The organism is Kaistella carnis (genome assembly GCF_003860585.1).
Classification (GTDB): Bacteria; Bacteroidota; Bacteroidia; order Flavobacteriales; family Weeksellaceae; genus Kaistella; species Kaistella carnis.
Window position 1 is genome coordinate 327,689 of sequence record NZ_CP034159.1, and the last position, 13,589, is coordinate 341,277.

General features: G+C 36.0%; 14 protein-coding genes, 1 tRNA gene and 1 riboswitch. Of the genes, 11 read left to right on the forward strand and 4 right to left on the reverse strand.

Annotated elements, in window-relative coordinates; all coding sequences use genetic code 11:
- Positions 1-239: 239 nt before the first annotated feature.
- Positions 240-950, reverse strand: a complete 711-nt coding sequence (locus EIB73_RS01395; protein ID WP_228411262.1) for a dienelactone hydrolase family protein — start codon at positions 948-950, stop codon at positions 240-242.
- Between the two features lie 132 nt (positions 951-1,082).
- On the opposite strand from EIB73_RS01395, the gene EIB73_RS01400 reads away from it, so the two are divergent.
- Both EIB73_RS01400 and EIB73_RS01405 read left to right on the forward strand, forming a co-directional pair.
- Positions 1,083-1,442, forward strand: a complete 360-nt coding sequence (locus EIB73_RS01400; RefSeq protein ID WP_125021915.1) for a cupin domain-containing protein — start codon at positions 1,083-1,085, stop codon at positions 1,440-1,442.
- A gap of 96 nt (positions 1,443-1,538) precedes the next feature.
- Positions 1,539-1,729: riboswitch (cobalamin riboswitch) on the forward strand.
- 125 nt (positions 1,730-1,854) lie between these two features.
- On the forward strand, positions 1,855-2,952 hold the full coding sequence (locus EIB73_RS01405) for a T9SS type A sorting domain-containing protein (RefSeq protein ID WP_125021917.1): 1,098 nt from the start codon (positions 1,855-1,857) through the stop codon (positions 2,950-2,952).
- A 49-nt stretch (positions 2,953-3,001) separates the two neighbouring features.
- On the opposite strand, the gene EIB73_RS01410 is transcribed toward EIB73_RS01405, so the two are convergent.
- The 3 genes from EIB73_RS01410 to EIB73_RS01420 all read right to left on the reverse strand — a co-directional run bounded on the left by EIB73_RS01410 (position 3,002) and on the right by EIB73_RS01420 (position 5,467).
- Positions 3,002-3,613, reverse strand: a complete 612-nt coding sequence (locus EIB73_RS01410; protein WP_125021919.1) for an HAD family hydrolase — start codon at positions 3,611-3,613, stop codon at positions 3,002-3,004.
- A 10-nt stretch (positions 3,614-3,623) separates the two neighbouring features.
- The gene (locus EIB73_RS01415; RefSeq protein ID WP_125021921.1) at positions 3,624-4,937 is read right to left on the reverse strand and encodes a Na+/H+ antiporter NhaC family protein; all 1,314 of its coding nucleotides are present in this window, start codon (positions 4,935-4,937) and stop codon (positions 3,624-3,626) included.
- 95 nt (positions 4,938-5,032) lie between these two features.
- Positions 5,033-5,467, reverse strand: coding sequence for a type I restriction enzyme HsdR N-terminal domain-containing protein (locus EIB73_RS01420; protein ID WP_125021923.1), 435 nt, complete (start codon positions 5,465-5,467; stop codon positions 5,033-5,035).
- A gap of 2 nt (positions 5,468-5,469) precedes the next feature.
- Between EIB73_RS01420 and holA the strand changes: the two genes are divergently transcribed.
- From holA to EIB73_RS01465, 9 genes are all read left to right on the forward strand, one after another.
- Positions 5,470-6,507, forward strand: coding sequence for a DNA polymerase III subunit delta (holA, locus tag EIB73_RS01425; RefSeq protein WP_125021925.1), 1,038 nt, complete (start codon positions 5,470-5,472; stop codon positions 6,505-6,507).
- Between the two features lie 342 nt (positions 6,508-6,849).
- Positions 6,850-7,791, forward strand: a complete 942-nt coding sequence (trxB, locus tag EIB73_RS01430) for a thioredoxin-disulfide reductase (RefSeq protein WP_125021927.1) — start codon at positions 6,850-6,852, stop codon at positions 7,789-7,791.
- A 239-nt stretch (positions 7,792-8,030) separates the two neighbouring features.
- Complete coding sequence (gene crcB / locus EIB73_RS01435) at positions 8,031-8,336, forward strand: fluoride efflux transporter CrcB (RefSeq protein WP_262706737.1); 306 nt, start codon at positions 8,031-8,033, stop codon at positions 8,334-8,336.
- A gap of 108 nt (positions 8,337-8,444) precedes the next feature.
- Positions 8,445-8,529, forward strand: a tRNA-Ser gene (locus tag EIB73_RS01440).
- 213 nt (positions 8,530-8,742) lie between these two features.
- The gene (locus EIB73_RS01445; RefSeq protein ID WP_125021929.1) at positions 8,743-9,264 is read left to right on the forward strand and encodes a phospholipase D-like domain-containing protein; all 522 of its coding nucleotides are present in this window, start codon (positions 8,743-8,745) and stop codon (positions 9,262-9,264) included.
- Positions 9,265-9,512: 248 nt separating this feature from the next.
- Positions 9,513-9,908, forward strand: coding sequence for a septal ring lytic transglycosylase RlpA family protein (locus tag EIB73_RS01450; protein WP_125021931.1), 396 nt, complete (start codon positions 9,513-9,515; stop codon positions 9,906-9,908).
- Positions 9,909-10,210: 302 nt separating this feature from the next.
- Entirely contained in the window at positions 10,211-12,589 is a 2,379-nt protein-coding gene (gene hsdR, locus EIB73_RS01455) for an EcoAI/FtnUII family type I restriction enzme subunit R (RefSeq protein ID WP_125021933.1), read from the forward strand.
- A gap of 9 nt (positions 12,590-12,598) precedes the next feature.
- Positions 12,599-13,009: a hypothetical protein gene (locus EIB73_RS01460; RefSeq protein ID WP_125021935.1), complete on the forward strand. Its 411-nt coding sequence runs from the start codon at positions 12,599-12,601 to the stop codon at positions 13,007-13,009.
- Entirely contained in the window at positions 13,006-13,563 is a 558-nt protein-coding gene (locus EIB73_RS01465; RefSeq protein WP_125021937.1) for a hypothetical protein, read from the forward strand. Before EIB73_RS01460 ends, EIB73_RS01465 begins: the two co-directional genes overlap by 4 nt.
- Positions 13,564-13,589: the final 26 nt, after the last annotated feature.

The window sequence follows — 13,589 nt, forward strand, 5'->3', positions numbered from 1 at the left end:
CGTTAAGAAAATACTAATGTAATTCGTAAAAAAATTCCCATTGTTTGAGCGCGTCACAATTTGTAATCGATGACCAATTTACGTATCGCGCGAGTTTTGGGGATTTTAGAATTACATTATTATTTTTAGCCGGAGTCTCCAAGCCTTGAATCGCAGATTCGCCGATTCAAAGAAAAAGTTAAAAATAAGTGAGGCAATTTTTGTTTATTTTGTTTCAAGACAAAAGAATAAGAAAAACATTATTTCAAAATCTCTTTCAAAAACATCATCGTATGATTCCAGGCTCTTTTCGCCATTACTGCATTATAATCCGGCGATTTAGGATTTGTAAAAGTATGTTTCGAATTTGAATATGTAATAATCTGCCAATCGGCTTTCCCGTCATTCATTTCTTTTACCAACTGTGCATAATCTTCAGGTTTCACACTTGCATCATCCGCTGGATGTTCCACCAGAATTTTTGCAGAAAGTGGTTCATTCATTCTCGCTGGATCTTTTGCCAAACCACCGTGAATTGATACTACGCCAACTATAGGAAGTTTTCCTCTTGCCGCTTCCAAAGCACCACTTCCACCAAAACAATAGCCAATTACTGCGATTTTCTCTGGATTAGCACCGCTTTTCTTTAATTGTTCCAGGGCTAATGAAATTCGTTTTTGGTAGGCTTTAAAGTCTTGTTTGTAATAACCTGCAACTTTCGCAGCCGAAGCGTTATCGGTGGGGATGTTTCCTTCACCATAAATATCTGCGATAAAAGCAATGTAACCTTGTTTCTCAAGATCTAAAGCAGCATTCCTGGCTTCATCATCAATTCCTTTCCAGGCGGGTAAAATTAAAACTCCAGGAAGTTTCTTTCCAGCATTCGAAGTTACCAAACCACTGAGTTTTTGAGCGCCGTCCTGATAAGAAACCTTTTTAAGAGTCTGACTGAAGGTGAGTGTTGTTGACATAAAAAATATAGTTGCTAAAATTGAACGTATCATATTTTTAAATTTTTTAAGATTAATTAAATGTACGGAAAGAGATTCAAACGGAAATAAAATTTTAATTTGTAATTTTAAACTTCTTAAAAATAAATCAAGATGTCAAAATATAAAATTCAAAAATCACCGTTCATTGTTCCGACAACTGACGGCAAACTCATCGAAGAAATCTGGGGAAACTCCACCGGAAATTCTGGTATTTCAATCGCACATATGGTGGCACCACCCAACTGGAGTGAACCTTTTCAAACTCCTGAATTTGATGAATTCACGTATATCATCAAAGGCAAAAAACAATTTGAGATCGATGGAGAAATCGTAGTTTTAGAAACGGGACAAAGCATTCTCATTGAAAAAGGAGCAAGAGTTCGGTACAGCAATCCGTTTGAAAATCCTTGTGATTATCTGGCGATTTGCCTGCCTGCATTTTCTATGGATTTGGTAAATCGAGAAGATTAGTATTAAATACAATTTCATATGATCTCTGTTCTTAGAAATAGGGATTTTTTTTGGCTGATAAATGTCAGTTTCAGTTCCTAAGTTTAAAATTTATCTTTGCGACTGATAAAATAAGGTTGTAATCTGAAAAATTCAGATCACATTAATAGGGAATCAAGTTAAAATCTTGAGCTGTACCCGCAACTGTATGCTATAAAAAGTATTGTCATTTCGTGCCACTGATTCTACATTGGGAAGGCCGACAATTACCAGCAAGCCAGGAGACCTGCCTTATTTTTATTAATAATCTCTTCGGGAAAAAAGAGATGTTGAACTGGGAAAACATTCTTGTTTTTTCTCGTCGTCGTTTTTATGTAAGACGATTTCAATATTTCTTTTTTCTCCTTTTTATTGAATAATTAAATTTAGAAATATGAAAAAAGCATTATTGTTTTTATTCGTCGGAGGTTTCTTTTCGGCGCAAAATGTGGAGTTTACTGACATCAATTTTAAAAATGCCATCATCAAAGCCTATCCGGCTGTTGATGCCAACATAGACCACCAGATTTCTTTTGAAGAAGCAAAAACTTTGACTTCAATGAGAAACCTTGCAAGTTATCCGTTGATTACCAATGTAAAAGGTATTGAAGCTTTTATCAATCTAACTGAACTCAGTTTGACTCAAAAGGATTTTAAAACCATTGATGTTTCTAAAAATACCAAACTTACCACTTTAAACCTACGCGAGAACAAATTGGCAGGAACATTAGATGTTAGTTCATTATCTGCATTGAAAACTTTAGAATTGAATTCAAATGCTCTGGTTGAAGTTGTGCTGCCGCTTAATGGGAATATTGAAACGCTTTATATTAATGAGAATAAACTCACGGAAATTGACGTTAGAACACTCCCTAATCTGAAGAGGTTATTTTTAGTAAATAATCAAATTACTGTTTTGGATCTGTCACAGAACACTACTTTAGAACGTCTTCATATCGACAAAAATAAAGTAACAAATTTAGATTTGACTAATCTTACAAAACTGAACTGGATGTCTGTTAATGATAACTTATTGACAAATATAACTTTTCGCAACAATCCTGTGTTGAAAACGATTCTGGCCCAAAATAACAACATTGAAACCCTAAACTTTCAAGATGGTTTTACAAATGGTTTAACGCTAATCAATCTGACCGGAAATGCAACTTTCTCTAAAATAATTAAAGATTGTAATGATACTTTGCCGTCCAATGTTTCAGTACCAATTCAGGACAACTGTATTTTAGGAACTAAGAGTGAAATATTAAATTCTGTCAAGTTTTATCCAAATCCAGTGACTGATCAAATTTATTTTTCGGAAAATTTGGAGATCGAAAATTATCAGATTCTGAATGTAGAAGGCAAAGTGGTGAGAAGTGAAAATGCACTAGATGTAAAATCTCTTGAGGTTTCTACTTTAGAAAAAGGGTTTTATCTTTTGAAATTACAAACGAAAAAAGGAGAACTCGTTCATCGATTCATTAAAAATTAAATAAGTTTATCAAAAATGCCAAGGTTCATCAACTTTGGCATTTTATTTTTTAAAACTGAATTCCTAAATCTCTCATTTCCTTTTCCAAATCCGTATCTTCTTTAATATGAATACAGATAAATCCTAAGCTTTTAGCGACTTCAATATTTTTGGCGTTATCATCAATAAAGACTGATTCTTCGGCTTTGATCTGATAACGTTCCAATAAAACTTCCCAAATCGCTGGATCTGGTTTAATGAGTTTTTCAGTTCCGGAAACCACAATTTTACCTTCGAATATGTTAAAGAAATCATAGTTTTCCAAAGCGTACGGAAAAGTTTCTGCCGACCAGTTCGTCAATCCGAAAAGCTCATATTTTGAATGTTCTAATTTTCGCAGAACTTCAACATTATGAGGAATATCAGACTTCAACATCGTCGTCCAGTTGTCGTAATATGCCCGAATTTCTTTTTCCCATTCCGGATGTTTTGCGACCTGAATTTCTGTGCCTTCTGCTAAAGTTCTGCCGCGATCCTGTTCTGCATTCCATTCATCTGTCGCAATGTTTTTCAGGAAATGCTCCATCTTTTCATCATCGTTAAAATGATCTTTAAAAAAATAGCGCGGATTCCAATCCATTACCACGCCGCCGAAATCGAAAATAATATTTTTAATGCTCATTAATTTTACTTTAAATTTTTGTTTTGCTTAACGTTAATTTTTTAGTGTTTTTAAATATGATTGAACCCAAAGTAATCACCAAAAGAAGATGCAGGTAGAAAGAATTCAGAACCAAATCGGTGTAACTCATTTTAAAATTACTTAAAGAAATCAAAATCAATATTTGGGCGCCGTAAGGAATAATCCCCTGAACATAACATGCAAATATATCAAGCACCGATGCGCTTTCCTGTGGTTTTAATTCATACTTGTCGGTGATTTCTTTTGAGACTTTTCCGGAGATTAAAATGGCAATGGTGTTATTGGCAACGCAAAAATTGGCCACACTTACCAAACCGCCGATTCCTAATAAAGCGGTTTTCTTTGAACTGATTATTTTATTGATATTTCTGAGTAGGAAATTAATTCCGCCCGCCTTTTCAACCAAGGCTGCTAGACCGCCTGTAAGAAGCGACAGTAAAAATATTTCGGTCATGCTCGTAAATCCTTCATAAGTGTTTTTTGCGAACTCCATTAAACCAAACGTTCCATAACCCATTCCTAAAACTCCGGCGAAAAGCAATCCTGAAAATAGGACTACGAAAACATTAATGCCGATGATAGAAAGCGCAATAACCAGTAAGTAGGGAAGGATCAGCATGAAATTGAAATCCTTTTGTTCCATAATAACGGAAGTCGGTTCCTGATTGAATCCTATCAAAACAAAAATGAGAATGGCAACTAACGCCGCCGGAAGCGCGAGTTTAAAATTGGCTCTGAATTTATCTTTCATGTCACAGCCCATACTTTGAGTGGCTGCAATCGTGGTATCGGAAATCACGGAAAGATTATCTCCAAATATCGCTCCCGAAAGCAAAGCCGCGCCAATTAAACCGAGCGGAGAACCACTTTTTTCTGCCAGATCAATAACAATCGGTCCCAAAGTAACAATCGAGCCAACCGACGTCCCGGAAGCGAAAGACAGAAAAGACGCAATCACAAAAATCCCAACCGGAAAATACGCTGCCGAAATATAATTTAAACCGAGATTAACGATGGTATCTACACTTCCGGTGGCTTTTGAAACGGTGGCAAATGCGCCGGCTAAAAGGTAAATGATGCACATGGTCAATATTTTACCATCGCCACAACCTTTTAAAAAAGTATCGATTTTTTCATTCACTTTACCTTTGAGTAAAATAAACGCGGAGACAATTCCAATTAAGGCGGCGACAGGAGAGGGCAAAGCGTAGAAATCATTATTGTAAATACCTGCTCCCAAGAAAACAAATACGAAGATCAGTAAAGGAATGATGGCAGTAAAAGAGCCGTTCGTTTTAGTCATGGTGCAAAACTAAGGCTCAAAATATCAAAAAGCAACTGTTGGTGAAAGGAATAATCAATAAAGATTGTTAGACTAGAACGCAATATAAATTTTGATTAAAATTCACCCTTGTAAAATTCGTATTTTCCATCAATGAATTTGGCGGAAATATGGTGCAGACCATTACTCAGAATAATTTCTTCTGCATTTAAAATAGAATTATATCGGGCAGTTTGTTCAAACGTTTTTTCAGTCAGTTTGATGTGTGGCGCTTTGCATTCGACCAAAATTTTAGCCACCGTTTTTTCGGTGACCAACAGATCAATTCTCTTTGTCGTTCCGTTTAAAACCAACTTTTTTTCTAAAATTAAGGAGGACAGATTTCGACCTTTAATGAAGTGAAAATAATGCACCCAATGTTGGCGTACCCATTCTTCGGGCGTAAGCAGGAACCAGGACTTTCGAACCAAATCATAAATAAAAAACTTATCTTTGTCTCTCTTGATTTGAAAGTCAAAATCCTCATTAAAATTCAGTTTCGGAAGTTCCATTTATGAAAGAATTAGATTTAATCCTCAAAAATATTAAAAATAAAGAGTTTCTGCCTATTTATTTTTTCCATGGCGAAGAACCTTATTTTATGGATGTAGCTTTAAAAGCTTTTGAAAATGAAGTACTGGAGGAAGATGAAAAAGCCTTTAATCAAACGGTGGTTTACGGAAAAGATACCACGTTTTCCGAAGTCCTTTCTTTAGCGCGACAGTTCCCCATGATGGGCGACAAGCAAGTCATTATTGTCAAAGAAGCGCAAGACATTATTCTTACAGAAGCGGAGTCTGCCGCCTTAAAACAGTATGTCGATAACCCCATAGAATCTACGCTTTTAGTCATCGCTTATAAATATAAGAAGGTAGATTCGCGCAAAGCATTCATCAAAACGCTCAGCCAAAAAAAGATGCTTTTTCTAAGCGAAAAAGTAAAAGAATACAACGTACCGAAATGGATTGAAAACGAGATCAGAAACCTCGGAATTAAAGCCCAGCCCAATATTCCACCCTTGCTTTCTCAGTATTTAGGCACCGATCTGTCCCGTATTTCCAACGAACTTCAGAAACTGAAAATGATTCTAAAGGAAGGCGAAGTTCTAGATGCTAAAATCATTGAAACAAATATCGGAATCAGCAAAGATTTCAACGTGTTCGAATTGATTAAAGCACTCGGGAAAAAGGATGAAGTCAACGCCTTTAAAATCGCGCATTTTATCGGGAAATCGCCAAAAGCAAACCCTTTTGTGATGACGACCGGAAATTTGTACACCTTCTTTTCCAACCTCATTATCTTTCACACGATGGTCGGACAGTCGCCTCAAAATCAAGCTACAGCGATGGGGATTAATCCTTATTTCTTAAAAGATTATGCCGAAGCAGCCCGATTTTATAACCTCAAAAATTGTACGCGAGCCATTTCTATTTTACGGGAAATCGACATGAAAAGCAAGGGTTTAGGCGCAATTAATATGACGGACGGGGAGCTTTTAAAAGAGATGGTGTATAAAATTTTGCACATTGATCAATACAAGGTAAAGCTCTAAATTTTTATTTTTTGGGCGACAATTTTCCGCCTTCCATTCCCGCTTTTTTGTTCCACCTCTTTCCACAAAAAGAGCTCCATTCAAGTCGGGTCGCAGGGGGGATTTTCTTTCACGCACTTTTTATAAAATGACATTTCGGGCATTTTTACAGTGATAAATATCGTCATATCAAAACTCTTTCATCGCTTCATATTGATTATAGAATATACCGTCGAACTTTTAATAAAATGAATACGGTATTTTTAGTCATTGACAAAATTCATCACCAAAAGCTTCCTTACCCCAAAATAAATCCCGATTTTTGAAAACTCAAAACCTTAAACTCAACCTTAACTTTTTTTAATGGAAGAAAATATTTTAGACTGTGTTATTATTGGCTCCGGACCTGCGGGATTTACAGCCGCAATTTACGCTGCCAGAGCAGACTTAAAACCAGAATTATTTACAGGCCTGGAACCGGGCGGACAATTAACAACAACTACTGAAGTCGATAATTTCCCGGGCTATCCGAGCGGAATTACAGGTCCGGAAATGATGATGGATCTGCAAAAACAAGCCGAACGATTTGAAACCAAAGTTCATTATGAAATGATCACAAAAGCTGAATTCTCTACAGAAGTTGGCGGTGTTCATAAATTATGGGCAGGAAACAGAGAGATCTTGGCAAGAACCGTGATTATTTCTACGGGTGCCACTGCAAAATATTTAGGTTTAGACGACGAAAAAAAATACATGGGCGGTGGTGTTTCTGCGTGTGCTACGTGTGACGGATTTTTCTACAAAGGCAAAGATGTTATTGTCGTTGGTGCCGGAGATACGGCTGCAGAAGAAGCAACCTATTTGGCAAAATTGGTGAATAAAGTGACCATGTTGGTGCGCAAAGATTACATGAGAGCTTCAAAAGCCATGCTTCACCGCGTGAGCAATACGCCCAATATTGAAGTGAAATTTAATCACGAGTTGATCGGCATTGAAGGAGAAAACAATCTTGTGGAAAGGGGAGTCGTCATCAATAATCTAACTCAGGAAAAATCAACGATCGATGTTCACGGAATTTTTATTGCCATCGGACATAAACCAAATACTGAGATTTTCAAAGGCCAGATCGATTTGGATGAAAACGGATATATCAATACCATTCCAGGAACCTCTAAAACCAACTTGCCCGGAGTTTTTGCGGTAGGAGATGTTCAGGACAGTCATTACCGCCAGGCGATTACCGCTGCAGGAAGTGGTTGTATGGGCGCTATGGATGCTGAGAAATATTTGGGAGAATTGGTGTAACGAAGAATGCATAAGTGAGAAGAACAAAGTAAAAAGAGCCAGGTAAAAAGAGCCAAGTAAAAAGAGCCAGGTAAAAAGAGCCAGGTAAAAATTGTAGAAAACCCCGGTGAATTTGTTTGCCTAACTTTCTACAACCTAATACCTAAAACCCAACACCTAACATCTAACAATTTCCACTCATCAGAAATATATTCTACATATTTATAGGCGGCGGATTAGGAAGCGTACTGCGTTTCCTGATCTCCAACTATACCCAGAAGTTGTGGAATGTGAATTCCTTTCCTATGGGGACTTTTGTGGTGAATATCATAGGGTGTTTTTTAATCGGCGTGCTCACTTCTTATTTCCTCAAAGTGGACAATTATCTGAAGTTTCTCTTGATCACGGGATTTTGTGGAGGCTTTACGACCTTTTCAACTTTTTCCGCGGAAAACTTTTCTTTATGGCAAAACGGAAACTATCCCGTCCTTCTGCTTTATGTTTTATTAAGCATTATAGTGGGTTTAATTGCGGTTTATCTGGGATTACAAGTCGCTAAAAATTAATTTTTATTTTGATAATGAAGCGTTTAAAAAAAAAATTCTAAAATAATTTGGTCAAGATGTAAAAGTGTTTTATATTTGCACCACTGAAAATGAGAGATCATTTTTAAAGGAGGAATGGCAGAGTGGTCGATTGCGGCAGTCTTGAAAACTGTTGACTGTAACAGGTCCCGGGGTTCGAATCCCTGTTCCTCCGCTTAAATCCCTATAAGTTAATACTTGTAGGGATTTTTTTTTTAGGATTGGTGCCAAGTTTCTTTCATTCCACAAGATTAACACCTACCGCAACATTATGGTGTTTACAAAAAAAATAGGTACTACATTAGACTCTCAATAAATTCGTTCTTTTGTTAACATGAGCTAATATCATGACGCCAAATTATCACCGTATCTAATTTCAAATTAAGCATTGATCAAATACATTCAGAATAAAACCCATTACACCGAAGTTCTGCAGAAGTGCAAAACCGTTAAACGCACGTTATGGATTGGAACAGCTGATATTAAAGATGTTTATGTGAAGGATGGGCTTTCGGGGTCGAAACCTTTCTTGAGTGTGCTGAACGATCTATTGAAAAGTGGAGTAGAGATCCGTTTGCTCTACGCTAAAGATCCCGGTCCGAATTTTAGAGAAGATTTTGATAAATATCCTTTGCTCGCCAAACACTTGGAGCAGGCACATTGTCCACGCGTTCATTTCAAAATTTTCGTTTTTGATTCGTGCGAAGTTTATATCGGTTCCGCTAATCTCACGGGCGCCGGCATAGGAATGAAAGGCGAACAGAGCCGCAATTTTGAAGCTGGCATACTCACCGATCTTCCGGAACTCGTGGAGCCGGCTATTTCCCAGTTCGACGAAGTGTGGAACGGTTCCCAATGCACCAACTGCGGGCGGAAAAAATATTGCCCCCTGCCGATTGCGGAGTATTAACTTTATAGTTATCACATTTGCGTTCGGACTTAAGTCCCGTTTTTCTTCTATGCAGCACCCAGATCATCGTAAAATTTGTCAGCATAGATCGTGCTCAGAATTTTAACTGAGGTAAAAAAAGAGATAAGAAGTCTTTTAATGCGCGGCTAATTAATAAAAAAACAAAATGGTAAGAAGCTTCATCTAAGTTCTTTTTTCCTGAATTTTAAAAAAGTATTTTTACAAACTTTAAAATCATAAAACGAAACATGAAAATAACCTCTTTGCACTATAAACCCCACAATCTACTATTTTTAGTCCTCCTAAGTATTGCATTATATTCCTGTTCCGCCAACAGAGGCAACGCGTCCTCTTCCTATCAATCGACCACGGTTTCTTATTACGCCAACAAATTTAATGGTAACAAAACGGCCAGCGGAGAAGTTTACAAACATTCTAAAATGACGGCTGCGCACAAAAGCCTGGCTTTTGGTACCAAAGTGGAAATCATCAATCCCGAAAATTCAAAAAAAGTAATTGTAATCGTGAATGACAGAGGTCCATTAAAAGCAGGCAGAGCCTTCGATCTGAGCCAGGGGGCTTTCAAAAAAATAGGGAATTTGAACGATGGGGTTTTGAAGGTGAAATATAAAGTAATGAAGTAGGGTGGATTTTAATGATGATGTAACAGTTCTTACATTGGGGTAATCACCCTTTTTTAAATTGAAACTCTGGTTTTGAAAGTGGAGTTTTTTTAAAAATTTTAATTTTTATGACTAAGAACTTTTCATATATTTACAACAGACTATAATGTATGAAATGATATTTACTGAAGATTCATGAGTTAAAATCCCGGCAATTCTGCATTTGATGCGACTGGGTTATCAATATATTCCATTTAAAGACCAGCAAAGAATAGAAGAGAATAATATTTTTCCCACTATTTTTGTTTCCCAAATTTCAAAATATGAGTAAAAAATTATTTTCGGAAAGAGATATTTGTACCAAGTTTATTACACCCGCCTTGGAAAGCGCTGGTTGGGATAAAATCAAACAATTTCGTGAAGAAGTGAGTTTTACTGATGGTAGGATAATTGTTCGTGGCAAGTTATCTACCCGTGGAAAAAAGAAAAGAGCAGATTATATTCTATATTATAAACCCAATATTCCCATTGGAATTATTGAGGTGAAGGAAAACAACCATGAAGTTGGTGCAGGCATGCAACAGGGTTTAGAATATGCAGATGTTTTACAGTTGCCTTTCGTGTTTTCAACCAACGGGGATCGCTTCCTATTTCACGATAAAACAAATCCAAACACTATTGAAAATGAAATAGAATTGGACAACTTTCCTTCTCCTGAAATTTTATGGGAAAAATATTTACAGTTTAAAGGACTTGCAAATGAACAGTCTAAACAGATTGTGGAACAGGATTATTTCTTTGATGGATCCGGAAGAGCACCACGATATTACCAGCAGAATGCTATCAATTTAACTCTTGAAGCAATAGCAAAAGGTCAAAACCGAATTTTGCTGGTCATGGCAACGGGAACTGGAAAAACATATACCGCATTTCAAATTGTACATCGTCTTTGGAAATCAAGAACAAAAAAAAGAATCTTATTTCTCGCAGATCGAAACTCATTAATTGATCAAACGAAGAGAGGTGATTTCAAGCATTTCCGTGATAAAATGACAATTGTTCAGAAAAGACAAGTCGATAAATCTTACGAAATATATTTAGCAATTTATCAAGGTCTTACCGGAAATGAGGAAGAAAAAAATATCTTTAAACAGTTCAGTCCGGATTTTTTTGATCTTATTATTATTGATGAGTGTCATCGTGGAAGCGCCAAAGAAGATTCTGCCTGGCGTGAAGTTCTTACGTATTTTAAGTCTGCCACTCAGATTGGTTTAACCGCTACTCCCAAAGAGACAGATACTGTCAGCAATTCAGAATATTTTGGTGATCCTATTTATACCTATAGTTTAAAACAGGGAATCGATGATGGTTTTTTGGCGCCGTATCAGGTGATTCGTGTAAGCATGGATCTAGATGTGGAAGGATGGCGACCGGAAAAGGAGAAAAAAGATAAAGATGGAAACCTTGTTGAAGACCGAATTTATAACCGTAAAGATTTTGACAGAAATCTGGTAATCGATGAAAGAACACAAACTGTTGCCAGAAAAGTAACTGAGTTCTTAAAGAATACCAGTCGCTTCAATAAAACAATAGTTTTCTGCAGAGACATTGATCATGCCGAAAGAATGAGGTCGGCTTTAGCGAATTTGAATTCAGATTTGGTGTTGCAGAATCACAAATATGTTATGCGAATTACTGGAGATAACGATGAAGGAAAAAGGGAACTCGATAATTTTATTGATCCCGAACAAACCTATCCAGTAATTGCTACAACTTCTGAATTAATGACAACCGGCGTTGATGCGCAAACCTGTAAGTTAATTGTTTTGGATACCGAGATTGGTTCAATGACAAAATTCAAACAAATTATTGGACGCGGAACGCGGGTAAATGAAGAATTCGGCAAACTTTATTTTACCATCATTGATTTTAGAAATGCGACCGATAATTTTGCCGATCCAACCTTTGATGGTGATCCTGTTAGAATTAAAGTAATTGATGAAGATACACCTGCAGATGATCATTTTGAGGAAGAAGATAGTAATCCTGAGGATGATAAACCTGCGGTTGTACCAAGCGTGAAAGAAGGTCAGAAAGATTACACTAAACCCAGTCCATTTGATGAGAAGAAAACAAAACCAGAAAAAATTTACATTAATGGCGTAGACGTTACGATTTTAAATACAAGAGAATTGTATTTCGATAAAAATGGAAAACCCATTACTTTGAGTTTGAAAGATTACACTAAAGATTTATTGAGCGAAAAATATGAATCATTGGATCAGTTTCTTTACCTCTGGAAAAACTCTGACCGTAAAGAAGCCATTGTAAAAGAATTGGAAGACCAGGGAATTATGGTAAATGAACTCTTGGAATCGGTGAACAAAGAGTGTGATCTATTCGATATTATTTGTCACGTTGCATTTGACCAAAAACCTTTAACAAGAAAGGAAAGAGTGAATAATGTAAAGAAGAGAAATTACTTTGCAAAATATGGCGAACAGGCGAGAAACGTTCTTACCGCTTTGGTTGATAAATATGCCGACGAAGGTTTAGATACATTAGAATCGATGGAAGTTCTCAAACTTAATCCTATTTCTGACTTTGGTTCTCCCGTAGAAATCGTAAAAACTTTTGGCGGAAAAAAACAATATTTAGACGCTCTGAAAGAATTGGAAAACGAAATTTATTCACTTGCCTAAATTTTAAATATGTGTACTATTTCAGAGAAAATTATTCTTTGCACCTGCGAGATTAAAAATGTCGATAATCTTAAACATTACTGGATTCTATTTCGGTATGATCCAGAACAAGGAGAACTTTTCGTTGGGGAACCGCTTGGACTTTACGAGTTTTTACAAGCTGAAAATCCGAAGAATACTGCTTTCTTACTTGATAAATTAAATACTGAAAATCTCTTTGATCAACCTTTAGAATTTAAAGGAAAAGACCGTTTGCAAATTTCAATTCATTTCAAAGAGAATGAATACGCAACCGATTTTGGTTTCGAATACAAAAATGGAAAATGGAAAATACTCGAATTTGATTTTTTCGATTGGAAAAGTGAACACGTCGAAATTAAGGAAGGTAAAATTAAAAATGCACTAAGTAGAAAAAAATGATTGATATTGAATTGGCAAATAAAGAGTTTTCAGAAAGCATGATTATAGAATTACAAAAAGCGGCAGAATATTCTAAATCAATCAAATTTAAAAAAGTTGCTTTAGATTTTAAAAACAATAAAATCCTTCATTCACAAATTGAAAATTTAGAAAATGTAATTTACATCATTAAAATTAAAGACGATTGTAATGTAAAAGCTGAAACCATTTGTACTGCAATTAATGGTTTTAAAGGTGATGGCAATGTGAATATAAAATTTCCAAAAGTTAATAACTGTGCTGAAAATTCAGAAAATAAAATTCTTTATGTTGGAAAATCAAAAGGAAAAATAAAAGGTCGCTTTATCTCTCATTTAACGAGCAACAGTCCAAGTGTTTATGGTTTGCATTTAGAATATTGGAAAAATAATCCAATATTAAATGAATTGGAATTGGACCTTTATTACGCGCAAATCGATTTAAATCCGGAAGATAATGATTACGACATTCTGGAGTTACTAGAAACTGCGCTTCACAAAAAATACAAACCAATTCTGGGAAGAAGCGGACATTAATTAAGACAAATAAAAGATTAAAACAA

Coding starts and splice junctions, on each gene's coding strand:
- EIB73_RS01395 (WP_228411262.1), bottom strand. CDS start 950: ATGTCAACAACACTCACCTTCAGTCAGACTCTTAAAAAGGTTTCTTAT.
- EIB73_RS01400 (WP_125021915.1), top strand. CDS start 1,083: ATGTCAAAATATAAAATTCAAAAATCACCGTTCATTGTTCCGACAACT.
- EIB73_RS01405 (WP_125021917.1), top strand. CDS start 1,855: ATGAAAAAAGCATTATTGTTTTTATTCGTCGGAGGTTTCTTTTCGGCG.
- EIB73_RS01410 (WP_125021919.1), bottom strand. CDS start 3,613: ATGAGCATTAAAAATATTATTTTCGATTTCGGCGGCGTGGTAATGGAT.
- EIB73_RS01415 (WP_125021921.1), bottom strand. CDS start 4,937: ATGACTAAAACGAACGGCTCTTTTACTGCCATCATTCCTTTACTGATC.
- EIB73_RS01420 (WP_125021923.1), bottom strand. CDS start 5,467: ATGGAACTTCCGAAACTGAATTTTAATGAGGATTTTGACTTTCAAATC.
- holA (WP_125021925.1), top strand. CDS start 5,470: ATGAAAGAATTAGATTTAATCCTCAAAAATATTAAAAATAAAGAGTTT.
- trxB (WP_125021927.1), top strand. CDS start 6,850: ATGGAAGAAAATATTTTAGACTGTGTTATTATTGGCTCCGGACCTGCG.
- EIB73_RS01450 (WP_125021931.1), top strand. CDS start 9,513: ATGAAAATAACCTCTTTGCACTATAAACCCCACAATCTACTATTTTTA.
- hsdR (WP_125021933.1), top strand. CDS start 10,211: ATGAGTAAAAAATTATTTTCGGAAAGAGATATTTGTACCAAGTTTATT.
- EIB73_RS01460 (WP_125021935.1), top strand. CDS start 12,599: ATGTGTACTATTTCAGAGAAAATTATTCTTTGCACCTGCGAGATTAAA.
- EIB73_RS01465 (WP_125021937.1), top strand. CDS start 13,006: ATGATTGATATTGAATTGGCAAATAAAGAGTTTTCAGAAAGCATGATT.